This window comes from Acinetobacter sp. B51(2017), from assembly GCF_003711395.1.
Taxonomy (GTDB): domain Bacteria; phylum Pseudomonadota; class Gammaproteobacteria; order Pseudomonadales; family Moraxellaceae; genus Acinetobacter.
In genome coordinates, this window is record NZ_PJRJ01000004.1 from 1 (window position 1) to 19,954 (window position 19,954).

The following is a 19,954-nucleotide window of genomic DNA, read 5'->3' on the forward strand; positions in this document are numbered from 1 at the left end:
TTTTTTCGCAAGAGATGCGATGGATGTCTGGTGATTTATAGTCATAAATTTTAGTCCCCACTTGTTTTTAAGTGGGGACTAAATTAAGGCTTATAGGATGAATTCATAAGGTGTGTTCAGCGGACGCCTACTTAAAGCTTAAATCTTTAAGCCATACTTTATACACATCAGCTTAAAACAGTTCATCTACGTATATATTATTAAAAAAAATTAATCATCAGAAACTTATATCATCGAATTAAGTAGGTGATTAAAACCATATACACCATTGGTGAAAAGCATTATTTTGCTTTAAAATATAGCTTAAGCCTAGGCATATACTGATGGAAATGACCATCCACAGCAAGGCATCAGCACAAGATTGTGACCTCAATTTGTCATATCACGACTTTAGAATCAGTTAACAAAATAGTTAATGTCTGTCTGGGTTAAAACTGTTATTGATCTTTATATTTGTCTGACTTTTTTATATCCCATAAACATAATAAGGAACCAAACTCATGAGCAATGACATCAAAAAATGTCCCGTCACCCATTTAACCACGGATGCTGGCGCTCCTGTGGTCGACAACCAAAATAGTATGACTGCAGGTGCACGCGGTCCATTGCTTGCCCAAGATTTATGGCTGAATGAAAAACTTGCCAACTTTGTCCGTGAAGTGATTCCTGAGCGTCGTATGCACGCTAAAGGTTCAGGGGCATTTGGTACATTCACCGTCACCCATGATATTACCCAATATACCCGCGCTAAATTATTCTCAGAAATTGGCAAAAAAACCGATATCTTTGTACGTTTTTCAACGGTAGCAGGTGAACGCGGTGCAGCCGATGCTGAACGTGATATCCGTGGCTTCGCGATGAAGTTTTATACCGAAGAAGGCAACTGGGATTTAGTAGGTAACAACACCCCTGTGTTTTTCTTACGTGATGCCCGTAAATTCCCAGACTTAAATAAAGCGGTAAAACGCGACCCTAAAACCAACAAGCGCAGCGCTACCAATAACTGGGACTTCTGGACTTTACTACCTGAAGCCCTCCATCAAGTGACGATTGTCATGTCTGATCGTGGTATTCCAGATGGTTATCGTCATATGCATGGTTTTGGTAGCCATACCTTTAGTTTTATTAATGCCAACAATGAACGCTTCTGGGTAAAATTCCATATGCGTACCCAACAAGGTATTAAAAACTTAACCGATGCTGAGGCTGAAGCACTGATTGCTAAAGATCGTGAAAGCTCTCAAACTGATTTGTTCGATGCAATTGAACGTGGTGATTTTCCAAAATGGACCATGTACGTGCAAATCATGCCTGAAACTGATGCAGAAAAAGTCCCGTATCACCCATTTGACTTAACTAAAGTTTGGCCTAAAGGGGATTATCCACTGATTGAAGTAGGTGAGTTCGAATTAAATCGTAACCCTGAAAACTATTTCCAAGATGTTGAACAAGCCGCATTTGCACCAAGTAACTTAGTCCCAGGCATTAGCTTCTCGCCTGACCGTATGCTACAAGCACGCTTATTTAACTATGCTGATGCAGCACGTTACCGTGTGGGTGTGAACCATTCACAGATTCCAGTCAATGCAGCACGTTGCCCTGTACACTCTAATCGTCGTGATGGTCAAGGTCGTATGGATGGTAACTATGGTGCCCTGCCGCATTATGAACCAAACAGCTTTAGCCAATGGCAAGAGCAACCGCAATACAAAGAACCACCTTTGAAAATTACAGGTGATGCTGATTTTTGGGATTATCGTGAAGACGATAATGACTACTTTAGCCAACCACGCGCTTTGTTCAACTTAATGAATGATGAACAAAAACAAGCGTTGTTTAACAACACAGCGGCGGCAATGGGCGATGCTTTAGACTTTATTAAGTATCGTCATATTCGTAACTGTTTCTTGTGTGACCCAGCGTATGGTGAAGGCGTTGCCAAAGCATTAGGAATGACCGTTGCAGATGCACAAGCAGCGCGTGCCACTGACCCTGCGCAAGGGAATCCTGGTTTACTATAAAAGCTAAAGATCAAGCCTAAAAAAACCGCCCAAGTGGCGGTTTTTTTTACACGATAATTTTTTTGCCTTCATGCAAACAATAAAACGGATTAATAAATTTTGAGGTTTTTTGCATGACTTTATGCAATTCATGTTCAGGCTGTTCCCGCCCCTCTGAATTGACTTGAAAAGTACGATAACGCACAGCAACCGAGCACTTAGAATGTAGGTCTTTATGGGCTTGGAAAGCATCTTCAGGGCTTAAATGTAAATAACGTAAAACGTCTTTGGCTTCGTAGCAATTCACAGGCAACAACGCCACGCGTGGTGGTCCTAAACGCTGATGAATGGTTTTAAAGTGACTGGAATAGCCCGTATCACCTGCAAAGAAGCAATAATCTGCGCCATGCTTAATCGCAAAACTACCCCATAACGCACGATTATAATCTCGTAAACCGCGCCCAGAAGAATGTTGTGCTGGAGTAAAGACAATCTTAAACTCACCTAACTCTTGCCATTGCCACCAGTCCAGTTCAGCCACATCAAACTCTTCTGGTAAATAACTGGCATTGCCCAAACCCGTAAAAATTGGCATGGCAAACTTTTCGTGTAACCATGTGAGTGTTGCTAAATCCATATGATCATAATGGTTATGACTCAGCAGTACAGCATCAATCGGGGGGAGCTCTTCTAAAGCAAGTCCTGCAGGGCAAGCACGTTTTGGACCACGCCCTTGTTGTGGGCCTGCAAATTCTGCCCAATTAGGATCGGTTAAAAAATTATACGGCCCTATTTGAATTAATGCTGTGGCATGCCCAATAAACCACACTTGCCAATCGTCTAAGCTGGCATGTGGACGCTCTTGGGGAACGAGGCGACCTGCAACAAGGCGCTGTTCTAATTCTGCCGAATAATCAACTTGCCAAGTCGCTCGTTTACGACGCAACAGCCATTTGACCAAACTGCCACGGCTGGGCGCCTCCGGTGGATTACCCGGATTAAAAAACACCTGACCATCATGGTGGTCAGAGTGTAAATAATTCGACGTTGGCTGACGCCAAGTGTGCGTCCAACAAGAAAGCGTCGGCAATTGGAAATGATATTGTTGTAAATCTTGTTTCATGTCATCCAAGTTCTAAGCATGGTTTAGGCGAACGAATTTTGGCATTTATCGCATCTTTACTGCACTTTGCCATAGTGCCACACTTTTTGCATTAAGCAGCCAAAAAATGCTGCGCTTGATTTATCTTAACCAAAGTTTATGCAAAGTTAGTGGGTGTTTTTGTTGCTGTGGCAAAAATCAGCTTTACTCATCTTTTGAAAAATTGCTCACGCCATTCTTTAAAGAAATACAGCACAATACCACACATCACAACCGCAATACCTAACACAGCATGACTGCTAATATGTTCATGATTTAAAGTCGCACCTAAGATCAATGCAATAATAGGGGTCATCACATTACTCAGCGACACGGTAGATGCCGCCAAACGACGAATCAACCAGAAATAACACAGCATTGCTACAATAGATGACATGATCATGGTAAAACCAAAACCTAGCCATGCTTGCACACTTGGCATCTGATGCGGAAAATGCTGCCAAATAAAAGGAATCAGCAGTAATGAACCAAGCGCAGACACCAATAATGAACCTGTGGCTTGTGACATAGGTTTAAGCGGTGCATTAATTTGTTTGACCCAAAAAATTGAGCTGATATAAGACACCATACTAATTAGCATTAAAACTACGCCCCACGGGTTGATGTGACTGTCCGCAGAATCAGCAAAAACAAAACTTAAACCCGCAACTGCAATCGTCATGCCGAGCCATTGTAGCCAAACTAGCTTATGGGTTTTTAAAATCAGATGCCCAATTAAACCCGCCACCAACGGTGAAAAACCAAAAATCAGCGCCATTAAACCCGAAGTTAAATAATTGGCAGCCAAGTAAATAAACAACTGTGCGCCAATCAAATTTAAGCTACCTGCCACATAGCTTTTCATAGACGTGCTATCAAATGGCAAAGGGTTACGCATGATGCCAAGCAGAGCCAAAGCAATGACACAAGCGCCAAAATAGCGAATGATTAATACCCACATCGGATGGACTTCTGCCACACTCCATACGATAGCAAGTGGCGTAGTTGCCCAAATTAAAACCAATAAGGCATAAATACTTGCAGTGACGATCATGGGAGATGAGTTTGAATTCATATACAACTCAATTAAATCTAAAAAAATAAATTGCAGGCATTTTTGTTTCAACCCATCATAAAAATGAGGGTGGCGACATGAATGTCAGCGCAGAATAGAGATACAAGGACATCTGGTAAAGTATACTTCTCAGCCTACGCAAATCCCATCTAAATTCATCCCATCAAGGTATGATCATTAAGGCCTAAAATGCACATAAAAAAGCAGACCTAGGTTGCCCAAGGTCTGCCCTTTTGTAAACGATTTATAACAACAAAGTTACTTCACCAATTTACGAAGATCTTGGCTAAGATCCAAATATTTATCTGCTTCAAATGGCGCATTTTTGCTAATCAGCTTTTTCAAGTGACGCATTTCTTTGGCAGCATTCACAGTAATACCACCGACAATCACACCATCCGTTACACCAAACAATACAAATGATGATTGCTCGCGTAGCTCAGGATTAATTTCACCACGAACTTGCCATTCACTCGCTGCCATATCACCAACAAATTGGTAGTTGATATTCAGCTGATCTGTCCAGAACCATGCAGGATTTGCTACAGGATGCTCAACATTCATGATGTGACGCGCAAAGATACCCGCTTGAAGGTTGGCATTTTCCCATGTTTCTACACGGCGGAATTCACCATCTGCACGCAGCTGAGTTGCAACATCGCCTGCTGCATAAATATCAGCATTTGAGGTTTGGCAGTTTTCATTGACTTTAATTGCAAAATCAACATCTAAACCTGCTTCAACTGCAAGTTGTGCATTTGGCACAATGCCAATGCCGTAAACCACAGCATCTGCACGAAGTTCTTCGCCGTTTGCTAAGGTTACAACAACTTCTTCACCGTCCAATTTGCAATCTGCAATTGAAGTCGACAAACGAACATCTACGCCTGCAAGTTGTTGCTGAGCAAGTAAGAATTCGCTTAACACGCGTGGTGATGAACGACCCATCACCATTGGACCCATTTCGATCACTGTTACGTCACATTCTTTGTAACGTGCAGATGATGCAAGCTCAAGACCAATCACGCCACCACCAATTAAGATGATACGTTGACCTTTTTGCAATACAGGGACAAGGGCTTGTGAGTCTTCAAGATTACGCAGCGTGTAAACGTGTTTACCTAAAGCATCAAAGTTTGGTAGACGACGTGCTGCACCACCTGTTGCAAGCAACAATTTGTCATAAGCAACAACGTCACCATTTTGAAGTTCAACCGTTTTTGCAGTCGCGTCAATTTTTTGTACGCCATTGCCACGGATAGTTTCAACGCCAAGTTCTGTCAATTTTTCTTGTGACAAAATTTCGATTTTGGTATCAGAAGGTTTTAAAATCACATCTTTAGACAACGGTGGACGTTCATATGGAAGATGTGTTTCATCACCAATCAGGATGATTTTACCTTCATATTTATTGCCACGAAGTTCTAAAATTGCGCTTGCGCCTGCTTGACCAGCACCAACAATGACGACAGTTTCGATGTTGCTCATATTACTTTTAACCTTTTAACTCTGCAGATACGATGCCGAAGCCCGCAATCCATTCACTGATGTCTTCGTAGCAGTGCGCTGTCATTTCATATTCGCCCACTTCATGTAATGCAGCAAATGCCGCCATCCATGAACGAACTTCTTGACCGCCACGACCACCGTCACGACGGATGTCAGCTTCTGTCATCGCTTCCATGGCAGCGAAATCAGCTTTCTTAAAGGTTTCAAGTAAAGCACGATCCCACTCTGGGTTTAATGGCACTGCAACAGATTTGTCACCAGCAGCCAATTTTTGCCCTACAGCAATGATTTTACCTTGACGTGCATTACGTGCTTCAGGCGTTGGGTTACGACCTGCAATTAAGAACTCTTCCACTTCTGGTGGAACTGAACCCACTTGCGGCGTTGGTGGATCATGTGACAGACCACCTGTCCCTAAAACAAGTACACGCTCATTTTCAAGATTTAAAGATTTAATAAACTGACCTACAGCACGGCCCAAAGCGATGGTACGCTTAGTCGTTGGCATTGGTGCTGCAGCGCCATTGATAAATACTGGAATCGTTGGATAACGATCTAAATGACCACCACATAAGAAATGTAATGGTTGTGTTACACCATGGTCAGCTTGCATACGGTATGAGTAGGCAACATCAACACCTTCATCTAATACACGACGTACGAGGTTGATCGCTGTTTCTTCAGGTACATTAATATGGTCGTTATCTTTACCGTAGTCCCAGTCACCAGCTGCTTTGGCACGAATACCTACACAGAAACTTGGCATCAAATCGTAGAAGAAACCATTGAAATGGTCTGGGCCAAAAGTAATGATTAAAGTTGGATTGTAGTCTGCAACTTCTTTGGCAAGCTTGGCAAAAGTTTCGCGAACTTTATCTTCTTTGTATTTTTCTTGCGGTGAAGCAAATTCCATTAACGGACTGTGCGATGCACAAATGAGTTTAACGGCCATGAGAGACTCCTAAACGGAAGGCAGCCAAAAGGCTGCCAAGGGAAGTTCGTTGAATATTAGATTTCGTCAAAGAAACCCGCACGTGGTTGACGTAAACCACGAATACCCAAACCGCATTCTGCATTAATTAACACACCAGTGAGCGGGCGGTTATTAGCACGAGAGGCCAATAACACATATGAACCGGTCATATCTTCTGGTTCTGGTAAGAAGTTCAGCGGCATGCCACGTGCAATTTTCTCAGGATCACGCGCATCAAGTAGACCAAGATTTTCTTGACCTAATGACGCAGCACCTTTGATATTGACATTCATACCTGACGGCGCAACTGCATTCACTCGTACTTTAGGCGCAAGCTCATAGGCTAATTCTTTCATAATACCCACACCAGCATGCTTAGACGCTGTATATACAGGGCCTCCGCCAGCTGAGTACAATGCCGAATTAGACAAAGTAAATATGATAGAACCTTCAGAAGCGATCAATGCATCAAGCGCAGCCTTAGCACCAAGGATTAAAGACTTGGTGTTAATGCCCATAATTTCATCAAAGGCTTTTTCAAGTTGCTCACCTGAAGTATTGACGATATCAGCGTAGTGATCCCAAATACCCGCATTACCAACAAAGCAATCAAGTTTGCCAAAACGTTCTACAGTCGCTTGAACTGCACGCACGTTATCTGCATAGCTGGCTACATCACCTTCGATCACAAGAACTTTTCCACCGAAGTGTTCATTTAATGCATCTACTTTAGCTTTTGAACGCTGAAGAACTGCAACTTGGGCACCTTCTTCTAAGAAACGCTCTACCAAAGCCCAGCCTAAGCCTGAACCACCACCAGTAATAAGTGCAACTTCGCCTTGTAGCCAACCCATGATTACTCTCCTGCCATCTCTACAAACAATTGACCATCTTCAACAATCACTGGGAAAGTTTGGATTGGATCAGTTGCAGGTAGACATAGTGCCTCACCTGTTTTTAAGCAGAAACGTGCTGAATGTAATGGACATTCAACCGTACCATCATCTTCAAGATAACCTTCAGACATAGAAGCGTTACCGTGGCTGCATTTATCATTCATCGCGAAGAATTCGCCATTGTTGTTAAATACAGCAAGTGCTTCAATACCATTGACGCCGCAATCTACTTTTAGCGCTTCGCCTTCGTCTAACTCGTCAACTTGGCAAACAAAAATCTTATTCATTAGAAGAACACACTCAGGTTATGTGAGTTATAGGTAACTTGGTCAAGGGTGATCTTACGGTTGAAGATTTGGAAGCCTAAGCCGCCTTCAACTTTACGAATCTTGTCATGACGTTTACCGCAGTAAATGACAACGTCTTTCTCTTTTTGCGTACGATATAGGAGATAAGTCACGTACACATCGTATTCGCCTTCAACTTCAGTTGGCTCAACAATCACGTTAGATACCATATGCGTGGTACGTGATGGAGGCTCTTCAGCCCAAGCCATGCCTGTTTCAAGACGCGCAACACGACGCTCTAAAAGATCTTTCGTATCGTTGAATACCCAGGTTGTAGGTGGTTCAACTGAACGACGACGGTCACGTGTTTGTGCGTTTGGTGTGGTACGTAGCGTATAAGAAATGTCTTCAGCTAACGTATCTAACCAGTCGCGGAATTTCCAATCGTCAAGCAATTTTGCTTCACGATACAAGAACTGACTAATTTGGTGATGAAGTTCTAAGCTGATTTGACTCATTTCATAAGCTCCTTCTCATATTCGTCAGCTGCTTTTTCCACGTCTTCCCATTTTTCATGGATCAATAAATCTGCCCAGCGACGGTACATACCGCGTGCTGCTGTTTCAGAGAAAATGTAGTTGGTAATACCCGGAATACCATCTTCACGTACTTTTTCGTTGCCTTTACCCATTTCCATAATGAGTTTGTTTTGACGCGCTTTATAACCACGTAAAACTTTTTGAATCTCAATCCAGTTCTCAGAGTCATCTTGCTCGAGGAAACCAGCTGGACCAAAGGCACGCGTTGCAGAACGTTCAAATGCTTCTTTTACTTCTTGCGATGCTTCAGCATCCGCAATACAGAATGCCCACACTTCAGTTTTGTTTGGACCGCGTGGGTGCCATACGCGTAGTGTTGCTGTACCGTTCAACCAAGACATGGTTGGGAACATGGTGTTGTGACCTGCAAGACGTAATGCACGAACTTCACCAAGACGCTCTTTCACTTCTTCGTATGTTTCACGGAAGTAATTCGCAACTTCGCCATCTACCCATACGTTTGCATCTGGTTTTTCGGTAAAGAAGAAACCTGAACCGTGACCACGTGAACCGTACTGAAGTGCGTCTTTAGCAGTTTCCCATACCGGACGAGCCGTTTGCGCTGCACCTAGTTTCTTAGATGCTTCGTCATCTGGTTTCGCGCCAAGCACTTGGATCGCAGATGCGTGAGAGAACAATGCGTGATACTGGTCAGATGCAAACTGTTCCGCTGCAAACTTCCAGTTACATTCGATTTCCCACTTGTGCACACCACCGATGATTTCAGTACCACCTGGACGACGATCAACCACACCATCTAAGTACCACGCGATATCACCCATGTATTCGATTAAATCAGGCGTAGTTTCATCCCAGCAACCGAAGATTAAGCCTTTGTAAGACTCAACGCGGTTTACTTCAACTAGACCCCATTGCTCTTTACAAGCACCATGTGGGAATGCACGTTCTTCAAGTGGAATATCTTTTAAAGAACCATCAATACCGTAAGACCAGCCGTGGTATGGGCAAGTAAATGCACGCGTATTACCACAGTCTGCGAAGCTCACACGCATAGAACGGTGACGGCATTGGTTTAAGAATGCTTTGATTGAGCCGTCTTTTTGACGTGCTACGATAATTGGATCTTCACCCATGTAGGTATTGAAGAAGTCACCCGCCTTAGGAATTTGGCTCTCGTGACATAAAAACAACCATGTACGACCGAACACACGTTCGAGTTCTAATTCATAGATGTCTGGATCAGTATAGATAGATGGCGTTACACGACCATTTTGTGCATCGACTAAAGCGTCGATTTCGCGCACATCAATTTTTCCGCTCATGAAAAGTTCTCCTGTGTCCGGTAACGGCACAAAAAGTAATAGACTCAACTTGAGACGATAATCGTTTTTTGAACAGGGTTAGTGAAATATTTTTTTTGTTTTAATTAAGATATTTTACAGATTATTATTTTTTATTGTTTTGTTATTAAAACACCAAACTGCCGCCATATAGTATTTATTTTCTAAATAGCAGAATCATCTTCACCTAATAGTTGTTTATAGTTTATACTCAACAGAAATCATAGTAAGACATTTTTTGGATTACTCTTCTGGATTGGTGATATGGAATTACGACACCTTCGATATTTTATTACCGTGGCTGAAGAACTTAACTTCAGTAAAGCGGCTTTAAAACTTTTTACAGCACAACCGTCATTAAGTCAGCAGATTAAAGACTTAGAAGAGGATGTGGGTGTGAAGTTATTACACCGTACCAAGCGTAAGGTTGAACTCACGGAAGAAGGTGCTGTGTTCTTAGAACAAGCGCGGTTGACGCTTGCTCAAGCAGACAAAGCCGTTGCCATGGCACGCCAAGTCTCACAAGCCAAACAACAGATGCTACGCATTGGTTTTGTGCCTGTGGCGGAGATGAAAATCTTCCCTTATGTCCTGCCAAATCTACGGGTACAAAACTCTGATCTTAAAATCGAATTGCTCAGTATGAACAACTCAGATCAGAGTAAAGCCATCAAGAAAGGTGAACTCGATATCACTTTTACCCGTCAAAGTTTACAAAGCGATGAAATTGAGAGTCAATTTGTATTGCGTGAACCGCTTATTTTTATCTTGCCTAAAGATCATCCTCTAGCAAAATATGAGCGAATCCCTGTTAAAGCATTGAATGGTATGGATTTTATTATCCCTTCAGCTGAACAGTCCCAAACGCTGCACAATCTAATTTTAGACTTTGCGCAAAACAATAATATTGAACTTAATATCGTGCAAAAAGCCGATAACATTCTGTTTAATATTAACTCGATTGGTATGGGTCTAGGCTGCACCATTTTACCTGGTTATATTGCCCCACTTACCATGAGCAATACAGTGATTCGTCCTTTAGATGTTGAGCTGCCGCATTTGGATTTGTATGTCAGCTACCGTAAAAATAGCTCATCTATTGCAGTCACTAAATTTATGGAATTATTAACTCGCGTGTTTTATTTGGGTTTTAGCCGCGAAGCTGAATAGTTTTACCACGCTAGAGTCATATTATAGGCATCATTATTTTATCAATAAATAATGGTGCTTTTTTATGGTTTATAGTGCTTAAAATTCACACAAATTAGACTTAAGTCTAAGATGAATTTTATATTCTAAAAGCAGCTTTATTTGAAAATAACTTATAACAAAATGTTTTATTATGGCTGTGATCTGCTTTTTACATCCTCACTACAACTTAAGTCTAATAAGCTTGATCTTGGCCTAAATTTAAATTCAGTCCTATAAATGAGAATAAGACTTATTTAATATCACTATTCTTTAGTTTAAATAAAAAAAAGGATGACATATAAGTCATCCTTTTTTATTTGGCTTATTTTACACCATGTACTGCAAGGTAGTTTTTAATCACAGTATTGAATTCTTCTGCTTTTTCAACTTGTGACCAGTGACCACATTGGCTGAAGATATGCGCATCAGCATTTGGCACAATGTTTAAAATATCCCAAGTACGTGACACAGGAATCACCACGTCTTGTGTACCGTGAATGAGCAATACAGGAACTGTAATGTCTTTCATTTTTTCGAAATCTAACGGGAATTCAAAACGATCACGGTCACGCGCGCCAACCACGTCCATCAAGCGGTTTGATGCATAGTCATTTGCAGCAGAAGCAAAACGTACTTTTACAAGTTCGTCAGTGATCAAGTCTTTATTCACAACGAACATAGAAAGGGTCTTTTTGATCCCTTCTTCAGTTAACACAGGATTTGCGTGAGCTTTTAATGCTGCGGTTTGTTTCGCACCACCAGTACCCATAGATACGATACCTAAAACGCGCTCTGGATAGTCAAGCGCCATTTGGAAAGCTAACCAACCACCCAGTGAGTTACCTACTAACCACGTTTTTTCAATACCTAAAGCATCTAAGGTACGTACTGCGTGGTCTACCCATGCACGGATGCCATAAGCTGTGTTTGGTGCAACGACAGTTTGACCATAACCAATGGTATCAATGGCGATACAACGTGCTTGCTCACCAATTGATGGTAAATTTAACCACCAGTTTGCCGCAGCAGATACACCTGTACCTGAACCATGTAAGAATAAAATTGGTGTACCTTCACCAATTTCATGGTAATGGGTCAGCTCGCCTTCAGCTGTTTCAATCCATTTATCTTCTAAACCAAAGAATGCGTCTGTAGTGTATTCAGGGATTTGTACAGTGCTCATACTTATTCCTCGTATCGCGTAAAACTTTGCTGGGTTAACCCCAAGCGTCGTGATTTTATTCAGTATATGACTGGTTTAACTATTCCATATTACCTGTTCATTGGCTTAAAACTGATATAAATTTACGATAAAATCGTACAAAAAAACGATAATTTAACTTATTGTTTTTCAAAGTGTTTAACTTTAAATAAAGTCTTATTTTTATTCAGGTATTTTAAACAAAAATGTCATGCAATAAAAAAGAGCAGCGATTGCTGCCCTTTTTAAAGCTTCACTTAAAATTTATAGGTATAAGTGGTGGCTACGCGATACTCTTGTAAATCTGATTTGTAATCAAAGTCGGCATCAATATACATGGCTTGAATACCTAAACCTTTGAGTTTGCCTTCAGGTACTGTGTAATTCACAATTGCATTCAACTCTTGTGAATCCTGATCTTTTTTACCCGCTGTATCGGCGTCAAAGCCCATCATATATACCGCATTGGCATTTAAACCTGGCACACCCAATGCAGAAAAATCATAGCCATAAGTTAAACCTACTGATTTTTCGTTAGCAGCTGTAAAAGTTGCAATGCCCCAGTTGACTAAATACGGCTGTGGCACCCAACCACCCAACGTTGGGAATGAGCTATCCCCCATCATGTGTTGGTAACCTAAGCCAAATGTATGTGCGCCATGATTTAACTTTGCACCCACTGAAAGCGCTTGGTTATCAATCTTGCCATAGAGTTTGTCGCCCGATTCTGAATTGTCAAAATAACGCGCATGGCTAGTCAGTTTGGTTTTTTCGCCCAATGTGGTGTTGTAGTTTAAACCGACATAATGCTGCTGATAGATGTCTTGTACATCTGCATACCAATAGCTTAGCCCCACCTCTTTGCTTAATTGATGATCGATCCCCGCAAGCCACATACCATCTGCTGCTTCACCATTATCATAATAATTTTTACCTTTGGCTGGCGCAAATAAAGTTAAATCACGGAATTGATTGTCATAACGATTATTGATGCTATCAATATAGGCTACAGTAAATTTAGTATCATCCAATAGATCTTTAGATTCTAACCATGCACCATTATAGGTGGTCAGCAATTGACGTGATGGGTCGAATACCAATACTGGTGATACTGGCAGCAACTCACCTACTTTTAGTTCTGTTTGTGAAATTTTAGCCTTTAAGGTTGCACCAATTTTACCAAATTGATCCTTTGACTCTTTCCCATCATGTGGCAAAATCCAATCTGGATTTTTATCACGACCATTCAATTTAAATGCATGTTGTACTAATAGGTCTGCACCCACTTGTACGCCGCCACCAATATCGTGATAACCCGACTTTGCATCTAAAGTCACACCCTGTGACCAAGATCCCCAGTTATTTTGTGGTTGATCTTTAATTTGGCGATCTAAGTAAAAGTTTTTAAACTTAAGCTGAATTTGGCTATCGTCAATAAAATCTGCTTGTGCTGCAGTGTTTGCGAGTGCTGCTGTAGCAAGACAGATAGCTGTCCATAATAATTGGCGACGCATGGCTACAATTCCTAAAGTCTACGTTATGCTTAGGCTCATCATGCAAAAATGAGCAACATAAAAAAATCCGACTAGAGTAGTAATTCAGTTTTATATGCCAGCGCTTAAGACTCTGTTCAATTTTATTAATTAGAGATTTTAACAATAACTCTTTTTTATTATTTTTCCATTTAATCAAATTAACATTCTGTTATATCAAACATTTTTATACTTTTTATTTTTATGTGTATTTTATCAGCAACTATTAAGTGCTTTTAGCTGTAAGCAAAAATTAAGCGTTCACTTAAATCGCCGATTATTAATATAATTAAAATCTAATATCATATATTTTATATATAAATCAATATTTTAACCAAAAAAAAGCGTCCCAAAGGACGCCTTTTTAAAACTTGCGTTTTAACAATTAAGCTTGAAGCTCACGCGCTTTTGCCATTGTTAATGCTAAGTCTTCGATCATGTCTTCTTGACCACCAACCGTACCACGGCGACCAAGTTCCATTAAGATTTCACGCGCAGATACGCCATATTTCGCTTCGGCACGTTTAGCAAACAATAGGAATGAAGAGTAAACACCCGCATAACCTAAAGTCGCCGCATCACGGTCGGCACGAATTGGGTTGTGCATCATTGGAATCACAAGATCTTCAGCAACGTCTTGTACTTTGAACAAGTCAACACCAGTGTCCATACCCATACGGTTAGCAACAGCGATGAACAATTCAAGTGGTGTGTTACCCGCGCCTGCACCAAGACCCGCAGATGCCAAGTCAACACGTACCGCGCCTGCTTGAACAGCAGCAACAGTATTAGAAACACCCATACCTAAGTTGTGGTGCCCGTGGAAACCTAACTCAATGCTTGGGTCTAAATGTTGACGTAAATGACCAACACGATCAATCACATCTTGAGGAAGCATGTAACCTGCTGAGTCTGTTACATAAATACAGTTTGCACCGTAAGACACCATCTTCTTCGCTTCTTCTAAAAGACGCTCAGGAGATGCCATGTGAGCCAACATTAAGAAGCCCACTGTGTCTATTTCTAATTTACGTGCAGCGGTGATGTGCTGTTCAGAACAGTCCGCTTCCGTACAGTGTGTTGCAACACGAATGGTCGATACACCAATTTCGTGCGCCATTTTCAAATGGTCAACCGTACCGATACCAGGAAGAAGAAGCGCAGAAACTTTGGCATTCTTCATACGTGGCACAACAGCAGATAGATATTCTTCGTCAGTTGCAGCAGCAAAACCGTAGTTGACTGATGAACCACCAAGACCGTCACCGTGTGTCACTTCAATTAAAGGTACGCCTGCATCATCAAGTGCTGTTGAAATTGCAATCATTTGCTCAACAGTGGTTTGATGGCGCTGTGGGTGCATACCATCACGCAAAGTCATATCATGAACAATAATCTTAGACATGTGGTTGCTCCTTAAGCTTCTTCTTTGTTGAATACGTGTTCAGCAAACATTTCTGCAGTACGTGCAGCTGCTGCTGTCATGATGTCTAGGTTACCTGCATATTTAGGTAAGAAGTCACCAAGACCTTCTACTTCTAGGAAGATAGAAACACGGTTACCATCAAAAATAGGACCGTTTACAAGTTTGTAACCTGGTACATATTTTTGCACTTCTTTAATCATCGCGTGTACTGATTCAGTGATCGCAGCTTGATCTGGTTCACCTTCAACTAAGCAGTGAACAGTATCACGCATCATTAAAGGTGGTTCAGCAGGGTTAATGATGATGATCGCTTTACCTTGCTTCGCACCACCCACTTTCTCAATTGCACCCGCAGTTGTACGCGTGAATTCGTCGATGTTTTTACGTGTACCTGGACCTACAGACTTTGTAGATACAGTCGCAATGATTTCACCGTATTCAACAGGTTGAACGCGAGAAACCGCAGCAACCATAGGAATTGTTGCTTGACCACCACAGGTTACCATGTTCACGTTTGGCACTTCGCCAGCCGCAAGCAATGCTTCTAAGTTTACTGGTGGTACGCAGAATGGACCAATTGCAGCAGGTGTTAAGTCAATCATTAACACGCCAAGTTCATTTAATTTGCGGCTGTTTTCTGCGTGTACGTATGCAGAAGTCGCATCAAATGCAATTTTAATATCGTCTTCTAAAACGTGTGGTAATAAACCATCTACGCCTTCAGCAGTGGTTTTTAAGCCCATTTTTGCAGCACGCGCCAGACCTTCAGATGTAGGATCAATACCCACCATCCATACTGGCTCTAACCATTCGCTGCGTTGCAATTTATAAAGCAAGTCAGTACCAATGTTACCTGGACCGATCATTGCACATTTAATCTTTTTCATGAATGTACTCTCTTTGAATCTGGGATTATTCAGCAGCGAAAGCAGCTGTTACAGAACCGAAGCCTTCAATTTCAACTTTGAATTCGTCGCCTGGGTTCGCGACGACCATTGGACCTAGCGCACCTGTGAGTACGATGTCACCTTTAAGTAATGGACGACCACGGCGTACCATTTCATCTGCTAACCAAACAGCAGCATTTAAAGGGTTGGCTAAGCATGCTTTACCCACACCTTGAGAGACAACTTCTTCACCGCGTGTCATCACCATCTTGCAGTTTACAAGATCAAGGTTTTCAAGTTTTACTGGCTGAGAACCTAAAACAAAAGCCGCTGAAGACGCGTTATCAGCAACAGTATCAATCAGGCTGATTTTCCAGTTTTCGATACGGCTATCTACCACTTCTACCGCAGGAAGCGCATAATCAGTCGCACTGATGATGTCGGCATAGGTGTGTTTTTCTTGGCTTAAGTCTGCTTTAAGAACCAATGCGATTTCTGCTTCAACTTTTGGCTGAATCAAGAGACCCGCAGGAATCGCTTCACCATCGCCATACGCCATATCGGCAAATAACATACCAAAGTCAGGTTGATCTACACCAAGTTGTGCTTGGACAACTTTTGAGGTTAAACCAATCTTACGACCCACTAAACGACGACCCTCTGCGAGTGCACGTTTGGTATTGATTTCTTGAACTGCGTAAGCAATATCTACATCAGCAGTTTCACCGCCTAATTGTGGACGGATCGGTGCGATAGCAGCTTGATTAACTTCTGCATCACGCAGCGCTTGAGCAACTGATTCAACAACAGCAGAATTCGACATCAATGTTTCCTTAAACTGCAAAAATTGGACATATACCATGCATAAATTACAGCTCAAACTATGCCAGCTGAAGAATGCTTGTACAGTAAAAATGCTGAGTATTTGCGATGGATATATGTATAAACGCATTTAGAATCTTCAATCTAGCGTCTTTATGCCAATACTTATTTTATTTTTTACAATAGTTAAAGCCTATAAAGCGTTTTTAGAATTTTAAGAAAAATTAATAACCTAATATAAATAGACTGCTTTTCTTTGGCTAAACATTGCCACAAAAAAAGCCAGCAATTCAAAAAAATCCTGCCTCTAAGACTAAAAGATAATAAAAAATTATCCTAAGTTTGAAATTGGGGTCACTACCCACCCTGTTGATGCTTGAGCCTCAGCCAAGAATTTTGCTTAAGCTTATGACTAACGGCTTGAGAGAATTTTTTGTCTAGAACAGCTTAATAAAGGATGCATAAGTCATCCTTTATATCGGTTTAATATTGAAGTCTTAAGCCACTTCGGCTGGCTGAATTTTGCTGAATAAAAACACCGCTAAGTCAGCAACAGTATCGGCAATGTAAATTGGCTTAAATTGCTGTAACACCGCAACACTATGCACCCCATAAGCAACGCCAATGCTTGGCATCCCAATATTGGCTGCCATATTTAAGTCATAACTACTATCACCGACCATAATGGCTTGTTCAGCCTTTACACCTGTCAGCGCTAAGATTTCAGCCAACATTAATGGATCGGGCTTGGATTTGGTTTCGCTGGCAGCACGGGTCGCCACAAATAAATCTTCACTCTGGGTCTGTTTTAATACGCGATCTAAACCTTTACGGCTTTTACCTGTAGCAACGGCAAGTTGTACACCTTGGGCAGCTAAGCCATGCAACATGTCACTTACCCCTGCAAACCAAGCATCGCCTTTAGAGTTTGCAACATAATGCTCCGAGTAGCTTTGCAAAATATCAGCGTGTAATTCAGGCACATTTGGAAATAGCGTATTTGCCACTTCTGGCAAGCCTAAACCAATAATGCTTTTGGCAGCCTCATCAGTTAAAGGTTGATTAAACTTTTGGGCAGCAAATTGTAGGCTTGCCACAATTTGACCAACTGAATCAAATAAAGTGCCATCCCAATCAAAAATGACCAGTTTTACAGGTGAGTTCATAGAGATTTCCTAATATTTGATTTGGCTTTGAAGCCCTCTCCTTTTAGGAGAGGTGAGCTAAATAAATTCATCACCACAATTCGCTTCAATAAACCGCTTTTTTCGCATAGGTATGATCTACTTTTCAAGGATGAAAAGTAGCAAAAATCCTTTGTTATTCTGATAGAACATCCCTGTACTACAGAGTAACGACGACATCCATGTCGCCTGTCATGTGTTTTAAATAAAAGGCTTAACCTTAAAATTTCGACAAATAAACGAGTAGATTTTTATACCCCAATAGAGAAAGCAAAGATGCTTGAATTACTCATCATCTTCTACAGGAGCAACAACCTTATCCGCCTTCTGCGCGCGAAGCTGTGCAATCAAACTCTGCATATCTTCAGGCATCGGGGCTTCAATGGTCGGATAACCCGGAATTTCTAAACGCATCGCATGTAAGCATAAACGACGTGGTTTTGGACCACGGTATTCTGTTTCATGACCGTATTTTTCATCACCCACTAAAGGATGACCAATACTTAAACCATGCACACGAATTTGATGGGTACGACCTGAAAGCGGTGAAGCATAAACCAGCGTGGCATGCATAAAGCGTTCTTGCACATTCCACTGGGTTTTTGACTCTTTACCTTCTTTAGACACGCGCACACGACGCTCACCATTTGGTAATTCATAACGGTGTAAGGGCTGATCAATCAATTGCTTGTCTAAAGCGACTTTGCCTTTAACAACAGCGGCATAGGTTTTTTGGATTTTGTGTTCACGTAACAGATCTTGTAAGGTCTTTAACACGCTACGCTTTTTAGAGATCATTACCAAACCTGAGGTATCACGGTCAATACGATGAATCAGCTCTAAATACTTTTTACCGCTTGCAGCACGCAAGCCTTCAATTAAGCCATATGCCACACCGCTACCGCCATGTACGGCAATACCTGAAGGTTTATTCACCACCATTAAGCCTTCGTCTTCATACACTACACGGGCAAGTAAGCTTTGCGCCACTTTATCAGAGACAGGTGCGGCTTCTTCTTTTTGTTCAAAACGGATTGGTGCGACACGAATTTGATCACCAATTTTAAGTTTCGTTTCTGCCTTCACACGCTTTTTGTTAATACGAACTTGACCTTCGCGGATTAAACGATAGATACGGCTTTTTGGCACGCCTTTTAAACGGCTAAATAAAAAATTATCAATCCGCTGATCTAATTGATGTTCATCAACTTCGAACCAAGTGACAGCTTGCCATTGTTGGGTAGAATTCATACAGTTACTATGACCTAAAAAAATACTAAAATTGAATAAAAAATGTTCGGTTAGGCTATTCTTTTCACAAGAAAGATCAGTTTAGCCCATAGGCAGATGATGCAAGGTTTGATATAGTCAGCGCACGGAAACCACCGTAACTGAGTCGGAATTTAAACAAAAACCTGTTTTTAGGCTTTGTTCAATTAAATGAATCACTCAATTAGCTCGGAAAGGTCCCAAAAGAATATGCCAACGCCGAGGGCTTATTATATCGGCAAAACCTGCAAACTGTTGCGTTAATTTGTACCTCGGTACATAAATCAGTTTGCCCGAAAAAATATGTCGCCAACCTTAGGTTGGTTTTTAAACGTAAACTGATACACATCAGATTCGTCGCCCCTGCACTATTTCAGGCTACAGCGTTTGATGCATTGGATCTGCACAATTTGTAAAGATACGACGTTCATTCCGTATCAAGACATTCTATCTAAAAGAGAGGGATGCTCTTCGAGCAATGTGACAGTGAAAGTTATTCATCCAATGCACCGCATGTCCGCCAGTGAAACACGTAGGTTGACTTTAATCGTTTAAAGATTGAAGCCGTATTGCTTAACCATCAATACGAGAATCATACGCCTTCGCCAACCCATTTGGCAGGTTAAAAAAGCTTAGAACAAATCTAAGCATTGATCCGTGA

17 protein-coding genes are annotated in these 19,954 nt (G+C 41.5%); 2 read left to right on the plus strand and 15 right to left on the minus strand.

Going from position 1 to position 19,954, the window contains the following annotated elements; translation table 11 throughout:
• Positions 1–500 precede the first annotated feature (500 nt).
• The gene (locus CYK47_RS02910) at positions 501–2,021 is read left to right on the plus strand and encodes a catalase (RefSeq protein ID WP_122898765.1); all 1,521 of its coding nucleotides are present in this window, start codon (positions 501–503) and stop codon (positions 2,019–2,021) included.
• Positions 2,022–2,067: 46 nt separating this feature from the next.
• Here CYK47_RS02910 and CYK47_RS02915 read toward each other — a convergent pair whose 3' ends face one another.
• From CYK47_RS02915 to hcaE, 8 genes are all read right to left on the minus strand, one after another.
• Positions 2,068–3,123: an MBL fold metallo-hydrolase gene (locus CYK47_RS02915; protein WP_122898767.1), complete on the minus strand. Its 1,056-nt coding sequence runs from the start codon at positions 3,121–3,123 to the stop codon at positions 2,068–2,070.
• A gap of 187 nt (positions 3,124–3,310) precedes the next feature.
• Positions 3,311–4,216, minus strand: coding sequence for a DMT family transporter (locus tag CYK47_RS02920; protein ID WP_122898769.1), 906 nt, complete (start codon positions 4,214–4,216; stop codon positions 3,311–3,313).
• Between the two features lie 258 nt (positions 4,217–4,474).
• On the minus strand, positions 4,475–5,704 hold the full coding sequence (gene hcaD, locus CYK47_RS02925) for a 3-phenylpropionate/cinnamic acid dioxygenase ferredoxin--NAD(+) reductase subunit (protein WP_122898771.1): 1,230 nt from the start codon (positions 5,702–5,704) through the stop codon (positions 4,475–4,477).
• A gap of 7 nt (positions 5,705–5,711) precedes the next feature.
• On the minus strand, positions 5,712–6,677 hold the full coding sequence (locus CYK47_RS02930) for a 3-carboxyethylcatechol 2,3-dioxygenase (RefSeq protein ID WP_122898773.1): 966 nt from the start codon (positions 6,675–6,677) through the stop codon (positions 5,712–5,714).
• Between the two features lie 56 nt (positions 6,678–6,733).
• A complete protein-coding gene (gene hcaB / locus CYK47_RS02935) occupies positions 6,734–7,552 on the minus strand; it encodes a 3-phenylpropionate-dihydrodiol/cinnamic acid-dihydrodiol dehydrogenase (protein WP_122898775.1) in 819 nt (272 codons plus the stop codon).
• 2 nt (positions 7,553–7,554) lie between these two features.
• Positions 7,555–7,881, minus strand: a complete 327-nt coding sequence (gene hcaC / locus CYK47_RS02940; protein ID WP_122898777.1) for a 3-phenylpropionate/cinnamic acid dioxygenase ferredoxin subunit — start codon at positions 7,879–7,881, stop codon at positions 7,555–7,557.
• Positions 7,881–8,399 carry a 3-phenylpropionate/cinnamic acid dioxygenase subunit beta gene (gene hcaF / locus CYK47_RS02945; protein ID WP_122898779.1) on the minus strand — a complete coding sequence of 173 codons (519 nt, stop codon included), beginning with the start codon at positions 8,397–8,399 and terminating at the stop codon, positions 7,881–7,883. The genes hcaC and hcaF overlap by 1 nt, the downstream gene beginning before the upstream one ends.
• A complete protein-coding gene (gene hcaE, locus CYK47_RS02950) occupies positions 8,396–9,763 on the minus strand; it encodes a 3-phenylpropionate/cinnamic acid dioxygenase subunit alpha (protein WP_122898781.1) in 1,368 nt (455 codons plus the stop codon). Before hcaE ends, hcaF begins: the two co-directional genes overlap by 4 nt.
• A gap of 282 nt (positions 9,764–10,045) precedes the next feature.
• Between hcaE and hcaR the strand changes: the two genes are divergently transcribed.
• Entirely contained in the window at positions 10,046–10,951 is a 906-nt protein-coding gene (gene hcaR / locus CYK47_RS02955) for a DNA-binding transcriptional regulator HcaR (protein WP_122898783.1), read from the plus strand.
• Positions 10,952–11,294: 343 nt separating this feature from the next.
• On the opposite strand, the gene CYK47_RS02960 is transcribed toward hcaR, so the two are convergent.
• The 7 genes from CYK47_RS02960 to CYK47_RS02990 all read right to left on the minus strand — a co-directional run bounded on the left by CYK47_RS02960 (position 11,295) and on the right by CYK47_RS02990 (position 19,275).
• Positions 11,295–12,155: an alpha/beta fold hydrolase gene (locus tag CYK47_RS02960; RefSeq protein WP_122898785.1), complete on the minus strand. Its 861-nt coding sequence runs from the start codon at positions 12,153–12,155 to the stop codon at positions 11,295–11,297.
• A 275-nt stretch (positions 12,156–12,430) separates the two neighbouring features.
• Positions 12,431–13,687 carry an OprD family outer membrane porin gene (locus CYK47_RS02965; RefSeq protein ID WP_122898787.1) on the minus strand — a complete coding sequence of 419 codons (1,257 nt, stop codon included), beginning with the start codon at positions 13,685–13,687 and terminating at the stop codon, positions 12,431–12,433.
• Between the two features lie 403 nt (positions 13,688–14,090).
• Entirely contained in the window at positions 14,091–15,110 is a 1,020-nt protein-coding gene (gene dmpG, locus CYK47_RS02970) for a 4-hydroxy-2-oxovalerate aldolase (protein WP_122898789.1), read from the minus strand.
• Between the two features lie 11 nt (positions 15,111–15,121).
• Positions 15,122–16,018, minus strand: coding sequence for an acetaldehyde dehydrogenase (acetylating) (locus CYK47_RS02975; RefSeq protein WP_004729408.1), 897 nt, complete (start codon positions 16,016–16,018; stop codon positions 15,122–15,124).
• A gap of 25 nt (positions 16,019–16,043) precedes the next feature.
• On the minus strand, positions 16,044–16,841 hold the full coding sequence (locus CYK47_RS02980; RefSeq protein WP_122898791.1) for a 2-keto-4-pentenoate hydratase: 798 nt from the start codon (positions 16,839–16,841) through the stop codon (positions 16,044–16,046).
• 496 nt (positions 16,842–17,337) lie between these two features.
• Positions 17,338–18,006, minus strand: a complete 669-nt coding sequence (locus tag CYK47_RS02985; protein WP_122898793.1) for an HAD-IA family hydrolase — start codon at positions 18,004–18,006, stop codon at positions 17,338–17,340.
• Between the two features lie 303 nt (positions 18,007–18,309).
• Positions 18,310–19,275, minus strand: a complete 966-nt coding sequence (locus CYK47_RS02990) for an RluA family pseudouridine synthase (protein ID WP_122898795.1) — start codon at positions 19,273–19,275, stop codon at positions 18,310–18,312.
• Positions 19,276–19,954 lie beyond the last annotated feature (679 nt).